Origin of the sequence: Allopontixanthobacter sediminis (assembly GCF_009828115.1) — a bacterium.
GTDB classification, from domain to species: Bacteria; Pseudomonadota; Alphaproteobacteria; order Sphingomonadales; family Sphingomonadaceae; genus Allopontixanthobacter; species Allopontixanthobacter sediminis.
In genome coordinates, this window is sequence record NZ_WTYL01000002.1 from 12,441 (window position 1) to 29,124 (window position 16,684).

A 16,684-nucleotide genomic window follows, 5' to 3' on the forward strand; every position below is an offset into this window, starting at 1 on the left:
GCTCGTCTTCTTCAGCTTCCCTGTTTGGATGCCACTGCTGCATCAAAATCTCGGTGCGGCGGGGATGGTCGTTGGCTTTGCGTTTTGGCTCAGCCAAGGCGTGTTGGCACTGTATGCATTTCGTTGTCCAGACTGCGGCCTTTCGCCTTTTCGAAGCACCAAGGGGATGTTTGCATGGTCAACGCCTTGGCCCAGATCTACCTGTGGCCACTGCGGGCGAAGCCACCGGTCCGATGATGGCATGAGCGTCAGCTAAGTGGTCGCTTCCAGACGGTCTGCTTTTTGCCCATGTGATGTTAATACCAGACATTCCGCTAACGACCCAGAAGCAGTCACTGCTGACAACCAATTTGCATCCAGAAAGCCGCTATTCAATGGGACTAAGCTCAATGACTGAAACTGGGCCGTCAGGATTGGATTGAATTTGGCGACAGCGGTCATCCTATAGCGAGATCGATTGAGCCTGCGTTGCAGTGTGGGCTGCTATATTTAGGGCTCCCACTCTATCAGCGCACAAACCGCTCGGACTGATGAAGCCTCATTTAATTATGTCGCGGATGGGCTCGCAACTCGAACACGCGCCGTCTCATTCGAGTAGGCGAATCGAAGACTTACGACCTGAAAATCACGGCAAACACCAACCTCGCAGTGCCGCTCAAAAAAGTTAGGTTCCAAACTGGCATAGCTATTAGGCAGACAATATACAGAATGCAGGTCTGCATCATTGGTTGACAATCTATGTAGGTTGGTCCAATTCTTTAAAAAATAGGATTTGCAGGGAGGTTTTGATGCAAACGAAGGCGCATCCTGATTCGGCTATCAATTTTAAGTTGCGGCTGATGTCCGTGCTGCTGACTGGTTGCGCGGTCGGCGCCTATGCACCGCAGGTTGCAGCACAGGACGCTCCGGGCGAACAAGCATTTGAGGAAGCCGACAACGCGATCGTCGTCAGCGGTATTCGTGCGACCATTCAAAACTCCATCAATACTAAGCGCAATTCCGACGAGATCGTCGAGGCGCTCTCGGCTGATGAGATTGGTGACTTGCCCGCCCTGTCGATTGGCGAGGCCATCGAAACTCTGACCAGTGCCGCTTCGCACCGCGAACAGGGCGGTGCGACTGAAATTTCTCTGCGCGGCCTAGGCCCTTTCCTTGGTTCCACCGTAGTCAATGGCCGCTCGGCATCGAATGGCAGCGGGGATCGCTCGGTCAATTTCAGCCAGTTTCCATCCGAATTGTTCAACAGGTTGGAAGTATACAAAACCCAATCTGCAAGCATGATTGAAGGCGGTGTTGCCGGCCAGATTTCATTGAGCACTGTCCGGCCTGTTGATTACGGCAAGCGACTGATCCAAGGCGAACTCAAGGTCAACTACAACCCGGACAACTTCGATATTGATAAGGACCAGCGGTTTCAGGACTTCGGCTATCGCGGGACCGTCAGCTATATCGACCAGTTCGAACTGGGCGGCGGCGAAGTAGGCATTTCGCTGGGTTACTCACGCAATGTCTCCACCAATCCGGAGCAGGAAGCCAATGTCAGCGGCACCGTGAATTTCTGCAAAAACGACCCGACCGACCGGGCGAGCGGAGTATTTGACGATAATAACTGTAATTCGGCCTATGATCCGACGCAGGATTTCGTAATCGCACATAACAGTTACACGCTGCGTCAGAACATTACCGATGACACGCGCGATTCCTTCTTTGGTTCCGTGCAGCTGAAACCGAATTCCGACGTCGATATCAATATGGATTTCCAATATTCCAAGCGCCTGTTCCGCGAGGAACGCAGCGATCTGGTATTTTCGGAAGGTCGCAGGATCGACGGTTTGGGCGATGCCAATGCGCTCGATTTTCCTCTGATGGTCAGTTCGTCAGGCGCCTTGCAACAGTTCACCGGGGAAACCAGTGTCGAAACAAACAGCGAATATTTGGAACGGGATGAAGAATATTACGGCGGCGGCCTGTCAGTCTCAGTTCAGGCCACTGATCGCCTAAAGGTTTCAGCCGATCTGTCCTATTCGCAAACGCAGCGGATAGAGGAATCCGTGCAGGTTCGCATGCGGATCAGGGACCAGATTAATCTGGATGGTGCAAACACTTATCCGCTTTCTCGCGAAAGCGATGGCACAACCTCGAACGACCGGATCGAGACCGCCTATCTAATCCAACAGAATGGTTCGCAAGCGCTCAATTTCGTCGTCCAGCAGTTTGACGTCAACAATTACGGTTTCTTCGCCGACAATGCTCGGACGCGTTACGATCTCGAACAGGATCGCTACAACAGCATCTTCGCGGCGCGCGCTGATCTCGAATACGAACTGGACGGATTATTCAAGACCGTGGAACTGGGTGGCCGCTTCCAGGAATTGAAATATCGTGATGTTCCCGGGGCCGCCACCGGGACCAGCCGCAACGAAATCACCTATAGCAATGCGGCACTGGCTGCCGCCAACCGTGCATGTCGCACACCCTTCCCCGAAAGCGGTTTTCTGTCATCGGTTTCGAGCGGCAACCCGCTAATTACCAATGTCGACTCAGCCGGCAATGTCATCAGTTCCACCAACACCTATGCGACGTTTGACGCTTTGTGCCTGGTGCAATCTCTTGAGGCTAGCAATCCAAGCGGCACCATTACTTTCGATGAGAATGGTGTACCAAGCTTCCCCACCGGCAATTTTGATTCGATACAGAACAACAACGTCGATGAAAAGACCTGGGCAGGCTATGTCCAGGCCAACTTCGACAGCGATCTGGGTGCCTTGCCCTTACGCGGCAATGTGGGATTGCGGGTAATCAAGACCAAAGTCGATTCATCCGGTTTCCGCGGTACGCTCACGTCTTCGACCCGGCCGGATGGCACGCTGATCATCACCGAGAACCAGAATTCCCTGACGACAGTTTCAGGCGGCGGAAAATATACCGAATACCTGCCCAGCTTTAACCTTACGGCCAATTTGCAGCCGGACCTATTGGCCCGCTTCGCAGTATTCCGCGCACTGTCGCGGCCCGATCCTTCGGCGCTCGGGTTTGGTCGTTCGTTCAACGCTTTGCTTGATGATACTGTCACATCGATAGCAGATGCTGTCGGGACCGCGACGGCATCTGGTAACCCCTTTACCGATCCGCTGCTATCCTGGAATTACGATGCGGCTCTCGAATGGTATCCTGACAAGGATTCAATTCTGGCGGTCGGCGCATATTACAAGACATTTAACGGCGGCTTTGTGAATACCAGCCAGACAGAAACTTTCATTGTCGACGGTCAGGCGCTGGATACGATTGTGACCACGACCAACACGAACGGTGAAACCAGCTCGATTTACGGCTTCGAGGTGTCTGCCGCGCACCGGTTCAGCTATCTGCCTGCCCCGCTGGATGGTCTAGGCTTCAAGGTTGGGTACAATTATGCAAGTTCCAACTTCAAATTTGAAGATGAGGATCTGGGCTCGTCCACCCTCGTCGCCGCGGATGGAACTGTGACAAGGCGTATTGGAGTTGTGCCGCCGGCCGAGATTTTCGGTCTGTCTAAGCATGTGTTGTCGGCGCAGGTTTATTACCAGCTGGGTGGGTTCGATTTTCAGGGCGTGTACAAATATCGCAGCAGATATTTCCAGCAGTTCGTCAGCACACCTGGACGGCTCCGCTTCGTCGACGACACCGGCGTGTTCGAAGCACGCATTTCCTATAAGCTGAACAAGAATGTTCGCCTGTCGCTCGAAGGGTTGAACCTATTTAACGAGCCTCGGGTCGACTACCGTCCGACGATTGACGATTTCGCTTCAATTTCCTCATACGGTCCGCGTTATTATGCAGGTGTGCGGGTCAAATTCTAGGTCCGTCACGGCGCGCGGTGTGGTCCGACATTACACTACGCGCAACCTTGAGGGGCAATGCGAACGTTGCTGTCGACAGCGCGGCAGTTTTTAGGCTAGGGATTTAACCAGTTGTATAGACCAATTTAGGGCGGGATTGCGCGAACCATGGCAGAACAGAGGCTGTTTCATACTATCGCAGAACAGTTGAGCGAGATGATCGAGAAGGGCGTATTTCCTGCTGGATCGCGCTTGCCTGGCGAACGCGAATTGGCCGAGCGGTTTGATGTCAGCCGGGTGACTATTCGCGAGGCAGAAATTGCCCTGCAGGCCGTCGGACGTATTGAAATCAAAACGGGTGCCGGTGTCTATGTTTGCGAAGAGCAGCCACTGCGGCCAGGAAAATTGCCCGATGTAAGTGCTTTCGAACTCACCGAAGCGCGATCCTTGATCGAAGCAGAGGCTGCTGGTCTGGCTGCGAAGTTGATGACCGACGAGACTCTCGAACGGCTCCGTGAACTTCTTGCCGAAATGGAGACGCCAGACGATGCCGTATCGACCGCGGCGGACAAGCAATTCCATGCATTGATTGCGAAAGCCTCGGGCAACCGCGCGATGCTCCATACGATCGAGACGCTTTGGAGAATGCGCGAGGAATTGCCGGCAGTGAAGCGCAGCTACGAAGCGATCTGCGATGACGACGTCACAGCGCGTTCTCGCGAGCATAAGGATATCCTCGATGCGCTCGAAGCGCGCGACCCCATTGCCGCTCGCACGGCGATGCGGCAACATTTCCTGCGATTGATATCGTCCATGCTCGACGTGACTGAGCGCGAAGAATTGCTCAAAGTGCGCCAACGCGCCACCGAGAGTCGCCAGCGATTTCTCACACCAGCCGATGAATAATTCTACCCCAGAATTATTGTCTGGCAAACTGGTCTAACTTAAATTGCTTAATGGTATGACAGATTGGTTGACGCCTCTCTAGACTCCTGATACCCCTTCCATCATAATAATGTGGGAGGATTGATATGTTCGTCGGGCGCTGTCTGATTTTGGGTGTAACGTTGATGTCAGCGTCCCCGGCCTTTGCCGAACACTATCTGGTCAAGAACCACGCCGAATATTTTTCCGCCGCCAAAAAAGTGCAGGCCGGTGATGTGATCATTCTGGCCAACGGAAATTGGCAGGATTTTGAAATCGTCCTGACTGGCAAGGGCACCAAGAACAAACCAATTACGCTGATCTCAGAGACCCCCGGCAAGGTAGTAATTACCGGAAAGTCCAACCTTCGCATCGGCGGCGATCATATTCTGGTTACCGGTTTGGTTTTCCTGAACGGTTACAGCCCCACCGGAGAAGTTATTTCATTCCGCCGCAGCAAGGACGACCAGGCACGCAACAGCCGCATAACCGAAGTCGTGATCGATAATTTCAGCAAGCCCAATCGCTATGACGATGATTACTGGGTCGGAATGTATGGCAAGAACAACCGCTTCGACCACAACTATCTGGCTGGAAAAACCAACAAAGGCGTAACATTGGCAGTCCGGCTGGACAGCAAGGGCAGCCAGGAGAATGGCCACCGGATCGACCATAATTATTTCGGGCCGCGCCCGGTGCTGGGATCAAACGGCGGCGAAACATTACGGATTGGTACCAGCCAATATTCGATGTTCAATTCCAACACGGTCGTCGAAGATAATTATTTCGAAAAATGCGACGGCGAGATAGAGATTATCTCGATCAAATCGGGCGCGAATATAATCCGCCGCAATGTATTCGATACCAGCCGCGGTGCGGTAACCTTGCGCCATGGCGATGGCAATCTGGTCGAGCGAAACATCTTCTTCGGTCGCGGCAAGGACCACACCGGCGGCATTCGGGTAATCAATCAGGACCAGACAGTCCGTGGCAATTACATGGAAGGCTTGCGGGGAACCGGATTTGCCAGTGCCCTGACCGTAATGAACGGTGTGCCCAATTCTCCGGTCAATCGCTACGTCCAAGTAAACAAAGCCCTAATCGAGCACAATTCAATCCTCGACAGCACTCGCGTGACCTTTGGCGCGGGCAAGAGCGAAGAACGCTCCGCGCCTCCGGTCAATAGCCGGTTCACCGACAATTTGCTAAGCGGCGCGGGGAATGGGTCGTTTATCGAGGTCGATGATGACATTGCAGGCATTGCTTTCTCCAACAATGCGGTGACTTCCGGGCAAGTCCACAGCGCTGCGTCAGAAATCGGGCGGGCAGAGATCAAGCTGGAGCGTGCTGCAAACGGTCTGCTGTATCCGGTTGGGCCTGCTTATGCCGCACTGGGCGCGCCGCGTGATCTGACGCCGTTGACGCGCGACATGGCCGGACCCGACTGGTACCCCAAACCTACTTCAAGCTCCGAATTCGACGGCGGTGTAATTATCCCGGTGAAGCCGGGCGACGATACTCTCGCCATCGCAGTGGCCAGCGCCAAATCTGGCGACCGGCTAGAACTGGCACCCGGCAAATATCTGACAAACAAGACATTGCTGATCGACAAGCCGATCACTGTCTCTGGGACAGCGGCAAGTGAAGGGGCACGAGCTGCAATCAGTTTCGGGCGGCCCTCGCTATTTGAAATAGCCGAGGGTGGCAGCCTGCGTCTCACCAATTTGACCATTACCGGTAAAGATGCGCCCGACAATGTCGGCAACAGCGTGATCCGGACTGTGCCAGGACCAATGAAGCGCAACTTCCTGATCGAGATGGATCATGTCGCCATTTCCAGCCTTGACGTGAACAAAGCGTTCGATGTGCTGGTTATCGGCAAGGGAGCGCTCGCCGACGAAGTTACGATTAAGAACAGCAGCTTTGCAAACATCAGTGGAATGGTGGTGAATGCCGCAGCGGAATCCGATGATTACGGCCAGTATAACGCCGAATATGTGGTGATTGAGGATTCCGAATTCGCCAAGGTGCAGAACGGGATCGCCGCCATTTATCGCGGCGGTACAGATGAAAGTACTTTTGGACCGCATTTCCGGCTCTCCGGATCGGCACTGTCCGAAGTGGGTCAGGGCAAGAACAATGCCTCAGGCGCATCGCTGGTGTTGCACGGCGTGCAGGTCACCAAAATCGAAAATAACAGTTTTAACCAAAGCGCTCCGCTGAAAATCGCCCACACTGTGGGGAATCCCAGCACAGTCATTACAAACAACATTTTCGATACCGGGGCCGGGCCGGAAGTTGAAGAGTTGTTCTATAAAGGAACTGAGCGGGCAATCATAACAGGCAGCAAAGCTGCTGCGGGGAACAAAAAATGATCCGCCCGGCTCTCTTAACATTGTCTTTGGCGCTGGGAACGGCCCAACCGGCACAAGCAGCGGCTGAACCAGCCCCGGCAACCGTATCTGTCGCGCAACCGGCTCCGTTGTTCGAAGAGGAAATTGCCCGCTCTGCTGCATTTCTGGATCAGATGATGGCGCAAGGTGTGGTTGTTCCCGTACCGACCGATCCTGGCGGCGGCTACACCCACGAACAGCACAAGCGCAATTACCGCGCGATCTATCTCGGCGGACAATTGTTCAAGCTGACGGGCGAGCAGAAATATGCCGATTACGTGCGCGATATGCTGCTGTCCTATGCCAAACTCTACCCGACTTTGGGGGATCATCCGGCCAAGGCAAACCAGAATAGCGGACGATTGTTCTGGCAGGTCCTCAACGATGCAGTCTGGCTGGTAAATTCGGTGCAGGGCTATGAGGCGATACGCGGCACGCTGGTCGCCGCACAGCGTAAGCAGATCGACGATCAGGTCTTCCGCAGGGCCGCCAGATTCCTTTCCGTAGATTCGGCCAACACGTTCCGCCGCATCCACAATCATGCGACGTGGGCTGCTGCCGGTGTCGGCATGACGGGCTATGTATTGGGCGACAAAAACCTCGTCAATATTGCGCTCAACGGTCTTGAAAAGGATGGTAAGACCGGTTTCCTGCGGCAGACCGAATTGCTGTTTTCACCCGATGGCTATTATACGGAAGGTCCCTATTACCAGCGCTATGCGCTGATGCCTTTCATGGTATTCGCCGATTCGATCGAGCGTAACGATCCCAGCCGCAAGATCTTCGAACATCGCGATGGCATTTTGCTGAAGGCGCTGCTCACCACGGTCCAACTTACGTATAACGGACACTTCCTGCCCTTCAACGATGCGCTGAAGGACAAGAGCCTGCGTACCGAAGAACTGTATCAGGGCGTCGCCATCGCCTATGCCAAGACGCGGGATCCAAGCCTGCTTTCGGTGGCCGAATGGCAGGGCCGTACCGTGCCAACCGATGCGGGGTTACTGCTGGCGCGTGATTTGGCGGCGGGCAAAGCCATCCCGTTCGATTTTACCTCAAAGTTGCTCGGCGATGGTCCGAACGGCAATCTGGGCGCAGTTGCTCTGTTGCGAACCGGCTCTGGCTTCACAGGCCAGACACTGGTGACCAAGAACAGCTCGCAGGGGATGGGTCACGGCCATTTCGACAAGTTGAGCTGGCAATATTACGACAATGGCCGCGAGATCGTGACCGATTACGGCGCAGCCCGCTTCCTCAATATCGAGGCCAAGCAGGGCGGACGCTATCTCCCCGAAAACGAAAGCTGGGCCAAGCAGACTGTCGCGCACAACACGCTGGTGGTCGATGAAATGTCCGACTTTGGCGGTGACGCTAAGCTTGCCGATACCCTTGCACCCCAGCAGCTGTATTACTCCGCCACTCCGGGCGAGCAGGTCAGTTCGGCCATCATGCGCGGCGCATTCGAAGGCGTGACCTTCACCCGCACTATGGCATTGCTGGACGTCGACGGATTGTCGCAGCCGCTGGTGGTGGATGTCATGCGGGTAAATTCCGATACCCCGCATACCTATGATTTGCCGCTGCATTATATGGGACAGATTATGCGGGTCGGCTTCGACCTGACGTCGAACGTCACCACGCGGCCGGTATTGGGCAGCGCCAACGGATATCAGCATATCTGGGTCGATGCGAAGGGTGCGCCAACGGATTCCGCAACCGCGCATTTAACCTGGCTGCTGGGGGACCGGTTCTACACTGCGCGGTGGGTTCCGCAGGCAGGCAGCGAAACTATTCTCGCTGAAAGCGGTGCCAATGACCCGGAGTTCAATCTCCGCCGCGAGCCGATGGTTATCCAGCGGGTCAACAGTAGCGGCTCCACGGTTTTTGCCTCAGTCCTGGAAGCGCATGGCCGCTACGATGGCGCCGCTGAACAGACCACCGCCAGCGACAGCCAGATAAAAACAATCAGGATCGAGCAGATTGACGGCAGCGATGTGCTGGTGGTCGAAACGATCAGCGGCAGCAGAACGGCGTTTGCAATTTCCTATGATGCCGACCCGGCAACACGCCATAGCGCAAAAATCGATGGCACCGCTCTGAACTGGACTGGTTTCGCCAAAAAAATTGATATCCCGGGGAGAGGATCCAGCCATGAATAACACGATGACAGCCGGCAGCGGACCGTTCGTTTTTGCAAGCGATAGGTCCAACGAGGAAGTCGATCCCGGGATTTTCCGCCAGATGCTGAGCTACGGAGCGGAGTTGATGATCTGCCGCGTGACGTTCGCCGCTGGAGCGAAAGGCTCAGTCCATTCACATCCCCATAGCCAGGCAACTTACGTCGAGTCCGGTCGGTTCAAGGCGCTAGTCGGCGGTGCCGAACGAGAGCTGGCCGCCGGAGACAGCATTTATATCGAGCCCAATGTCGATCACGGCACCACCTGTATCGAAGCAGGGGTCCTCATAGATACGTTCAGCCCTCTTCGGGAAGATTTCCTGGCTGATGCGGAATTGGTATCATGAACGGCAAGTTCCGGTGGGTCATTGTCAGTCTGGTCGCGATTGCGACAATCATCAATTATATCGACCGCGGTGCGATCGGTTTCCTTTGGCCGGAAATTTCCGAAGAGCTTGGCCTTACGAAACTCGATTATGCGATTATCCTCAACGTCTTCACCTTTGCCTATGCATTTGGTCAGTCGCTGTTCGGGAAGATCTTCGACTGGATTGGCACCCGGCTGGGTTTCGTGCTGTCCATTGTCGTGTGGTCGGCGGCAACTATGCTGCATGCTACGGCTACTGGCCTGACCAGTTTTGCGATCTTTCGCGGAATTCTCGGCGTGTCCGAAGCAGGAAACTGGCCCGGCGCGACCAAGGCCAACGCTGAATGGTTCCCGATCAACGAACGCGCGCTGGCGCAGGGCATCTTCAATTCCGGCGCCGCCATCGGGGGGATCATATCAGCCCCAATCATTGGCGTGCTGTTTGTCTTTCTTGGTACTTGGGAAGCAACATTTATTGCGGTCGGCGCGATTGGCTTTCTGTGGCTGGTGCCGTGGCTGATCGTCTACAAATCCGGCCCGGAAACTCATCCCTGGGTTTCTGCTGAGGAGCGCGAATTTATCCTGACCGGGCAGCGCAACAAGGATACCAACGAAGTTGCGACCTATGCGCCCGGTACGGTCGAAATCCTTTCGCGAAAGGAAAGCTGGGGCGTTATTCTGGCATCCTTTTTCAGCGATCCGATCTGGTGGTTGTTTGTCGGCTGGTTGCCGCTCTACCTGTCCGAAACCTATGGTTTCGGAGTGGAGGAAATCGCCATTTACGCCTGGATCCCCTACGTCGGCGCGATGTTTGGCGCTTGGTTCGGCGGGCTTATGGCGCAGAACCGGATCAAGGCCGGCTGGACAGTCAACAAGACGCGCAAAGTGATTATTGCGTTGGGCGGCTTGATCATGCTGGTCTCGCTTTTGATGACAATGAAGGCCGCCACCCCGCTATTTGCGGTCCTGCTGATGGCGGCGATCCTGTTCGGGTTCCAGACGGCTGTCGGAAACATCCAGACCCTGCCGAGCGATTTCTACAGCGGCAAATCGGTCGGCTCGCTCGCGGGCTTTGCTGGCACCGCTGCGAAACTGGCGGTGGTCGGCCTCAATACCCTTATCCCGTTCATCACGGTCAACAGTTACGCACCTGCTTTCGCAGTAGGCGCAGGACTGGCGATCATGACGGTTCTTTCGGTGTTGATCTTCTGCCCCAACATCAAACCTTTGAATCCCAAATCTGCCTAGCGCAGACACTCCTCTAAGCTAAAAACAGGAAATCACATGTCCAAACTATCAGGCAAAGTAGCAATCGTAACCGGCGGAAGCCGCGACATCGGCCGTGCCGTATCAGTCGGTCTCGCCAAAGAAGGCGCCTCCGTGGTGGTCAATTTCCTGAACGATGAAAGTGCAGCGCAGGCCACGCTTGATGAAATCACGCAGGCCGGCGGTAAGGCAGTAATTGCCAAGGGCGACATGACCAAGCCCGATGATGTATCAGCGGTTGTGCAGGCCGCGCTGGATAATTTCGGTGAGGAAATCCACGTGCTGGTCAATGTCACAGGCGGCATGGTTGCGCGCAAGACGCTTGATGAAATGGACTTCGATTTCTTCGAACATGTCATGCGGCTCAACGTCACCTCGACCTTCCTCGCGACCAAGGCGGTGGTCCCTCACATGCCCGCAGGTGGCGCAATCGTGAACTTCGCCTCGCAGGCTGGCCGCGATGGCGGCGGGCCGGGTGCATCGGCCTATTCCGCCGGAAAGGGGGCCGTAATGTCCTTCACCCGCGGCATGGCGAAGGAACTTGGCCCAAAGGGTATCCGCGTAAACTCGCTGTGCCCGGGTATGATCGCGACTACTTTCCACGACACCTTCACCAAGGATGAAGTGCGCACGAACGTAGCCAATTCGACGCCGCTTCGCCGGCAGGGCAAGGCATCGGAAACAGCCGATGCAGCGGTCTACCTGGCATCGGACGAAGCCTCATTCATCACCGGTGCCAATATCGATATCAACGGCGGTCTGTTCTTCTCGTAAGAGAAGGACAAGGGTGCGGCCATGTCAGTCATCATATTCGGCGAAGCGATGCTCGAATACCATAGTGGCGGCTCCTCAGGGGGTCTCCGCTATGGCGGAGATACGCTGAACACCGCTATCCACCTTGCGCGCATGGGCCACGATGTGGCCTATGTGACTGCGGTGGGCAGCGATCCGATCAGCGACGCACTGGTTGCCGGATGGGCTGCCGAGGGGATCGACACCCGCTTCGTGCTGCGCCATCCCGATCGCAATCCGGGAATTTACGCGATCCATGTCGATGTGACAGGGGAACGCAGCTTTCTGTATTGGCGAGATCAAAGCGCCGCGCGGGAGATGTTTGGCCAGCCGGGCATGGCCGATGCGCTGGCTCACACCGTAAAATGCGATTTTATTTATTACAGCCTGATCACGCTGGCTATTCTGCCCGAAAGCGCGCGCCTGACCTTGCTGGAGGCGGCCTGCGCCGTGCGCGAAGCGGGCGGGAATGTCGCCTATGACAGCAATTTCCGAATGCGGCTGTGGCCCACACGCGAAGCGGCGTGGCAGTCTTCTCAGGGTGCTATTGCCTGTGCCTCGATCGGGCTCCCGACCAATTCCGACGAATGCGAAATCGCCGGCACCGCGCTGACCGAACAGGAAATTGCCACCAATTGGCTCGACCAAGGTTGCTTTGAAGTGGTGGTGAAAGCGGGCGAGCGAGGCTGCCTGCTGGCCCGCAGGGACTCTGAAATGCAAACTATCCCTGTCAACCGCCTGATTATGGTCGATGCCAGCGGAGCCGGGGATGCATTTAACGCGGGCTATCTGTCCGCGCGGATCGAGGGGCTGGACCCCGAACAAGCCGCAGCGCGCGGCCAACGCCTCGCCGGCTGGGTCATCCGCCGCCACGGCGCGGTTCCGCCCATCGACGACGATCTGCGCCAATTGCTGGCTGATTTTCGCGCATAACAATACTGCCAACGCTTCGCTAACGTCTTGCTGTGACCAGCTGGGGGGGGGCGTACCAGCCTTTGCTCTGTTGAAACAGGTTTTGGCGCACCCATTCCGGACGAAAAACCGCGACCGCAAAACAGGCTGCAAACTTGCCGGGTGTCGCTGCGATACGAAAAGAAGCGCTCCACACATGTGTGGAGCGCTTCCTTAACGTGGTCAATTTGTTGGTAACGTTTTTGTTTAGAACCTGATCGACGCGCCAAAGGTAAGGCGGCGATCCGGCAGGCCCTGGAAGCAGAGCAACGCGCCATCATTGACGCAATATTGTTTTATCTCGGACTTGGTAAGATTAACACCCTCTACCCCAATGTTGATATTGTCCGTCAAATCATAGGTAATGCCGCCATTGAGCTGCCCTCTGGCAGACGTGACAACCGGAAAGCCCAACGTACTGCCAAGGGTGGCACCGCCTGCCGTATCGTTCGTACGGAATGCATCGCGCCATGTGTAACGTGCCCGTGCCGACAAACCATACTTCTCGTAGAACAAAGTTATGTTGTAAGCATGCGGGGAGAAATCTAGCAGGCCCTGCACCGCGGTGTACGGTGCTGAATTGAGGCCACTGCTGGAATTAAAGATAGCGTTTGCGCGGCTGTCAGCAGCGGATGAATTCGTGGCCTCGCCACCGCTGAATTTTTGGTACGTGTAGTTTGCAGCCAGACCAAAACCAGATGCGAAGCCGATGCTGTCCTCAAAGGAAGACAGATCATACTGGAACGCCACTTCAACGCCTGTTTGCTTGGTTACCCCAGGGTCGTTGATCGTGGTTGTCACTGGAACACACAGTCCATTGCCGGCGTTCGCAGGATCGACAAATACGTTCCGATCCGCGATTGGATTGAAAATGCCACCGCCTTCACACGGGGGAGTGAAATCTTTAAAGCCAGTTACTGGTTCCACTGCGGGTGCGAATTCCTGCGTCACAAACAGGTTTGTGCGCCGCTTGTGAAAAACGCCAACGCTAAACACCGCTGCCGGCGCAAAATAGTAACTAAGCGAGGCATCATAAGACGTCACTTTTTCTGGTGCTAAATCTGGGTTGCCAATGACGACAGCAGTATTCGGGCCACTGGTAAACCGCACCGAGGTTTTCAGATCGTTGAAATTTGGCCGATTGATATCTTGACCATAACTTGCTCGCGCTACAATATCGTCAGTTAGATTTGCCGCCAGGTTAAGCCGTGGCAACAACACCTGATATTTGCCCGGCGTGGTAACCTGCGTTATTGTACCTCCAGCGCCGATATTATTACCGAGCGAGTTTACGATAGTATCTACATAGCGCAGACCGGCATTCCCGCTAAAAATACCCGCTGCAAAATTAAGTTGACCGTAAACGGCGTGGGACGTTTCAGTGATTTTATAAAACGATGCTGGTTCAAAGCTAGGGTCGGCCAGTCTGCGCCCACCCGGTTCACCTGCCAGGGCGGCCTGCAAGGTGGCTAGCGTTCCCGCTTGATCGGAATATGCAAGGTTCGGATCAATGATGAGAAAATCGCCAAAGAAGAGCGATCGGCCATCGGCTCGACCAAAGATTGAGGGACCGGCGACAAGAAGCTCTGAAAACACCGTTCCGTTCGGGCTGTCGCGTAATGCAGACAGGCCAATACTAGAGGTAAATTCGTTAAACTCGGTCGAGGTATCATTATAACGATAGCCCCAATCGAAGGAGGTGAGGAATCCCGTCAAATCATCTAGGGCGAGCGAGAAATCCATCCGGCCCACATATTCGACGTTCCTTGTCGTGTTGTTACCAACTGATACGGCGTCCAAAACCACATTGCTTGGATCGAGCAGCTGGGCAATTGTCGGCGCAACTGCCGATGACGTATCAATACCGAATGCTAGCGTCCCACCCGACAAATCATAGGCGAAGGGGGTGCCGTTGTCATTCGGAAGGGTAGCGCCAGTAAGCGGGGTGTTCGGATTTATGAAGTTCAGCGTTGTGCTCAGGTCTGGAGTGCGCGTGCTCGAGAGAGAGCGCGACGCTTCGACCCGCGCTTTGAAGCGGCCACTTTCCCATTCCGTACCCAACCGAAGAAGATTGCTATCGGTCAGGCGGGCGCCGACATCACTCGAAAAACGCAAGTTCGGCTTGTTGGCTACGGTCGGCTGTAAGGTCCCGGTTTCCGCAGCCTGGATACTGCCCAGATCGACGCCGCCGAGCGACCCAAAATCGACCGTTTCAAATGTGTCAGGGACGTTGGTTCTCTGAACATTGCTTACACCGGAAGCTTGGATCCTGGTACTTTCCTGCTTGCGCGTTTGCTTGTTATAAAATCCGTCGAAATAGAATTTCAAACTATCGGTGGGGGCATATTCCAGCGTGCCGGCCAGGTTGTACGTTTCATATTTGAAATCTTCCAGCTCCTGGTTCAGGAACTGAATGCCTAGATAATCGAACGCTGGGCCGGGAGCCCCAGTGGCGGTGACACCAGTACCTTGAGCCGTCAAAGTATCCCGATCAACGCGCGGCCGGAACGACAGCGCGTCTTGCTTGGCATAGCTTCCACTAAGGACAATGCCGACCTCGCCGTCACCGACGGCCCAATTGTTACCGAAGCTGGCAGAGATGCGGGGCTGGATGCTTTTGGAAAGCTCGGAATATTCGCCCTGAACGCGGGCCGCAATCAATGGATCACGCAAGTCGAGTGGGCGGATTGTGCGCAGGTTGATGGTGCCGCCAACCGAACCTTCGGTCGTCATCGCGGTCGGCGCTTTGATCACTTCCACGGATGAAATAATCGCGGCATTTACATCCTCGAAATTGATACCGCTACGGCCCGAACCCGAACCGACGGTGCCAACACCGTTGATCTCGGTGCGATTGTCGTTGGAGCCACGGATCTGAACACCGGTACCCACACCTGCTTCTCTAGTGATCTGAATTCCAGTAATGTTTTCGAGTACTTCAGCAAGGTTTTGATCGGGCAGCTTGCCGATTGCTTCGGCCTGAATAATTTCAACCAAGCTGTCAGCCTGGCGTTTCTCATTAAGCGCTGTTTTGAGAGAGCTTAGAATGCCGGAGACAACGATGACATCATCGTCTTCCGCCTCCACAGCAGGCGCATCCGCATCCTGTGCCGACGCAGGCGATGCAGACAGAGTCATGGCTGTTCCCGCCAACAAGGCCACGAGCAAACGCTTGGGGCCTGTAATCTGGTGCGCCGATTTTGCTACGGCTGTACCGATGGAAATCATTGATCTTACCCTCCCGATTATACTTTTATGCCAAAGAACTGAACGTGTACTACCAATTTGTCAACCTATATTCCATAGAAAACGAATATACTAAGGTACCAAGTCTGTATACCAATCAACTATACCGCTGATATGCTGAGGTCTATGTGTCACGTCACGTCGTGAGATTGACGCTGACCATTGGCGAGATAGCTATGTCCGGATCGAGTGGGGTCGCGAGATGGCAGCGGAAATTGCCAGCCGCCTCGACATTACTCCTCAGTCCGGCCTGATTCTGGACCTCGGCGCACGATCGGCAGACTGGCTGAAATCTCACGCGATGGCCGGGTTCATGCCCCGGCGCTCGGTTGGGAAATCTCTTCTGGACGGAACATTGAAGATCGTGGCTGACGTACCGGCTTTCCCGTTTCCTGCCTATGTCTGCTGGAACAGGGGATTGGAGCCTTCGCTGGTAGCGCAGATTGTCATGTCATTGAAGGCGGCGGTGCTGCGGATCGATTAGCGAACGTTGTTTGTCCAAGTGCATGCGACACTGTTTCACCGGCATCATCTCTCTGGTTTGGGTGGTCAAGTTACCCTACTCTAGCGGTACCAGATCGTTTTCTGAGATTGGGGGGCTCCATGTCGGCTAGACTTGTCCAGATATACCTGCCTGAAGATCAGATCGATCGACTGGAAACAATCCTGCCGCGCCACACGCGCAGGTTCTGGCGCGAAACCGTGCCGGGCGCGCAGGAGAAATACACTTGCATCGTCCAGTAGCGTTATA

General features: G+C 55.1%; 11 protein-coding genes. 10 read left to right on the forward strand and 1 reads right to left on the reverse strand.

The genetic code is table 11. From position 1 onward, the window contains the following. Window positions 1-788: 788 nt before the first annotated feature. The 8 genes from GRI65_RS05900 to GRI65_RS05935 all read left to right on the forward strand — a co-directional run bounded on the left by GRI65_RS05900 (window position 789) and on the right by GRI65_RS05935 (window position 12,669). Window positions 789-3,839 (forward strand): TonB-dependent receptor, encoded by a 3,051-nt coding sequence (locus GRI65_RS05900; RefSeq protein ID WP_160755647.1) that lies wholly within the window; start codon window positions 789-791, stop codon window positions 3,837-3,839. 147 nt (window positions 3,840-3,986) lie between these two features. Next, window positions 3,987-4,724, forward strand: coding sequence for a FadR/GntR family transcriptional regulator (locus GRI65_RS05905; protein ID WP_160755648.1), 738 nt, complete (start codon window positions 3,987-3,989; stop codon window positions 4,722-4,724). A gap of 164 nt (window positions 4,725-4,888) precedes the next feature. Next, the gene (locus tag GRI65_RS05910) at window positions 4,889-7,117 is read left to right on the forward strand and encodes a chondroitinase-B domain-containing protein (RefSeq protein WP_202391199.1); all 2,229 of its coding nucleotides are present in this window, start codon (window positions 4,889-4,891) and stop codon (window positions 7,115-7,117) included. Then, entirely contained in the window at window positions 7,114-9,294 is a 2,181-nt protein-coding gene (locus GRI65_RS05915) for a heparinase II/III domain-containing protein (protein WP_160755650.1), read from the forward strand. The genes GRI65_RS05910 and GRI65_RS05915 overlap by 4 nt, the downstream gene beginning before the upstream one ends. Next, entirely contained in the window at window positions 9,287-9,658 is a 372-nt protein-coding gene (locus GRI65_RS05920; RefSeq protein ID WP_202391200.1) for a cupin domain-containing protein, read from the forward strand. The genes GRI65_RS05915 and GRI65_RS05920 overlap by 8 nt, the downstream gene beginning before the upstream one ends. Then, window positions 9,655-10,926, forward strand: coding sequence for an MFS transporter (locus GRI65_RS05925; RefSeq protein WP_160755651.1), 1,272 nt, complete (start codon window positions 9,655-9,657; stop codon window positions 10,924-10,926). Before GRI65_RS05920 ends, GRI65_RS05925 begins: the two co-directional genes overlap by 4 nt. A gap of 36 nt (window positions 10,927-10,962) precedes the next feature. Further along, window positions 10,963-11,718 carry an SDR family NAD(P)-dependent oxidoreductase gene (locus tag GRI65_RS05930; RefSeq protein WP_160755652.1) on the forward strand — a complete coding sequence of 252 codons (756 nt, stop codon included), beginning with the start codon at window positions 10,963-10,965 and terminating at the stop codon, window positions 11,716-11,718. Window positions 11,719-11,739: 21 nt separating this feature from the next. After that, a complete protein-coding gene (locus GRI65_RS05935) occupies window positions 11,740-12,669 on the forward strand; it encodes a sugar kinase (protein ID WP_232843980.1) in 930 nt (309 codons plus the stop codon). Between the two features lie 225 nt (window positions 12,670-12,894). Here GRI65_RS05935 and GRI65_RS05940 read toward each other — a convergent pair whose 3' ends face one another. Beyond that, the gene (locus GRI65_RS05940; RefSeq protein ID WP_160755653.1) at window positions 12,895-15,915 is read right to left on the reverse strand and encodes a TonB-dependent receptor; all 3,021 of its coding nucleotides are present in this window, start codon (window positions 15,913-15,915) and stop codon (window positions 12,895-12,897) included. Between the two features lie 220 nt (window positions 15,916-16,135). Here GRI65_RS05940 and GRI65_RS05945 point away from each other — a divergent pair, with 220 nt between their 5' ends. Beyond that, entirely contained in the window at window positions 16,136-16,417 is a 282-nt protein-coding gene (locus GRI65_RS05945; RefSeq protein WP_160755654.1) for a hypothetical protein, read from the forward strand. A gap of 119 nt (window positions 16,418-16,536) precedes the next feature. Continuing rightward, the gene (locus GRI65_RS05950; RefSeq protein WP_160755655.1) at window positions 16,537-16,677 is read left to right on the forward strand and encodes a hypothetical protein; all 141 of its coding nucleotides are present in this window, start codon (window positions 16,537-16,539) and stop codon (window positions 16,675-16,677) included. The last annotated feature ends 7 nt before the right edge of the window (window positions 16,678-16,684 follow it).

Bases quoted from the DNA above. Each gene is read 5' to 3' on its own strand.
- GRI65_RS05925 (WP_160755651.1), top strand. From the start codon at position 9,655: ATGAACGGCAAGTTCCGGTGGGTCATTGTCAGTCTGGTCGCGATTGCG.
- GRI65_RS05910 (WP_202391199.1), top strand. From the start codon at position 4,889: ATGTCAGCGTCCCCGGCCTTTGCCGAACACTATCTGGTCAAGAACCAC.
- GRI65_RS05945 (WP_160755654.1), top strand. From the start codon at position 16,136: ATGGCAGCGGAAATTGCCAGCCGCCTCGACATTACTCCTCAGTCCGGC.
- GRI65_RS05900 (WP_160755647.1), top strand. From the start codon at position 789: ATGCAAACGAAGGCGCATCCTGATTCGGCTATCAATTTTAAGTTGCGG.
- GRI65_RS05930 (WP_160755652.1), top strand. From the start codon at position 10,963: ATGTCCAAACTATCAGGCAAAGTAGCAATCGTAACCGGCGGAAGCCGC.
- GRI65_RS05940 (WP_160755653.1), bottom strand. From the start codon at position 15,915: ATGATTTCCATCGGTACAGCCGTAGCAAAATCGGCGCACCAGATTACA.
- GRI65_RS05915 (WP_160755650.1), top strand. From the start codon at position 7,114: ATGATCCGCCCGGCTCTCTTAACATTGTCTTTGGCGCTGGGAACGGCC.
- GRI65_RS05950 (WP_160755655.1), top strand. From the start codon at position 16,537: ATGTCGGCTAGACTTGTCCAGATATACCTGCCTGAAGATCAGATCGAT.
- GRI65_RS05920 (WP_202391200.1), top strand. From the start codon at position 9,287: ATGAATAACACGATGACAGCCGGCAGCGGACCGTTCGTTTTTGCAAGC.
- GRI65_RS05935 (WP_232843980.1), top strand. From the start codon at position 11,740: ATGTCAGTCATCATATTCGGCGAAGCGATGCTCGAATACCATAGTGGC.
- GRI65_RS05905 (WP_160755648.1), top strand. From the start codon at position 3,987: ATGGCAGAACAGAGGCTGTTTCATACTATCGCAGAACAGTTGAGCGAG.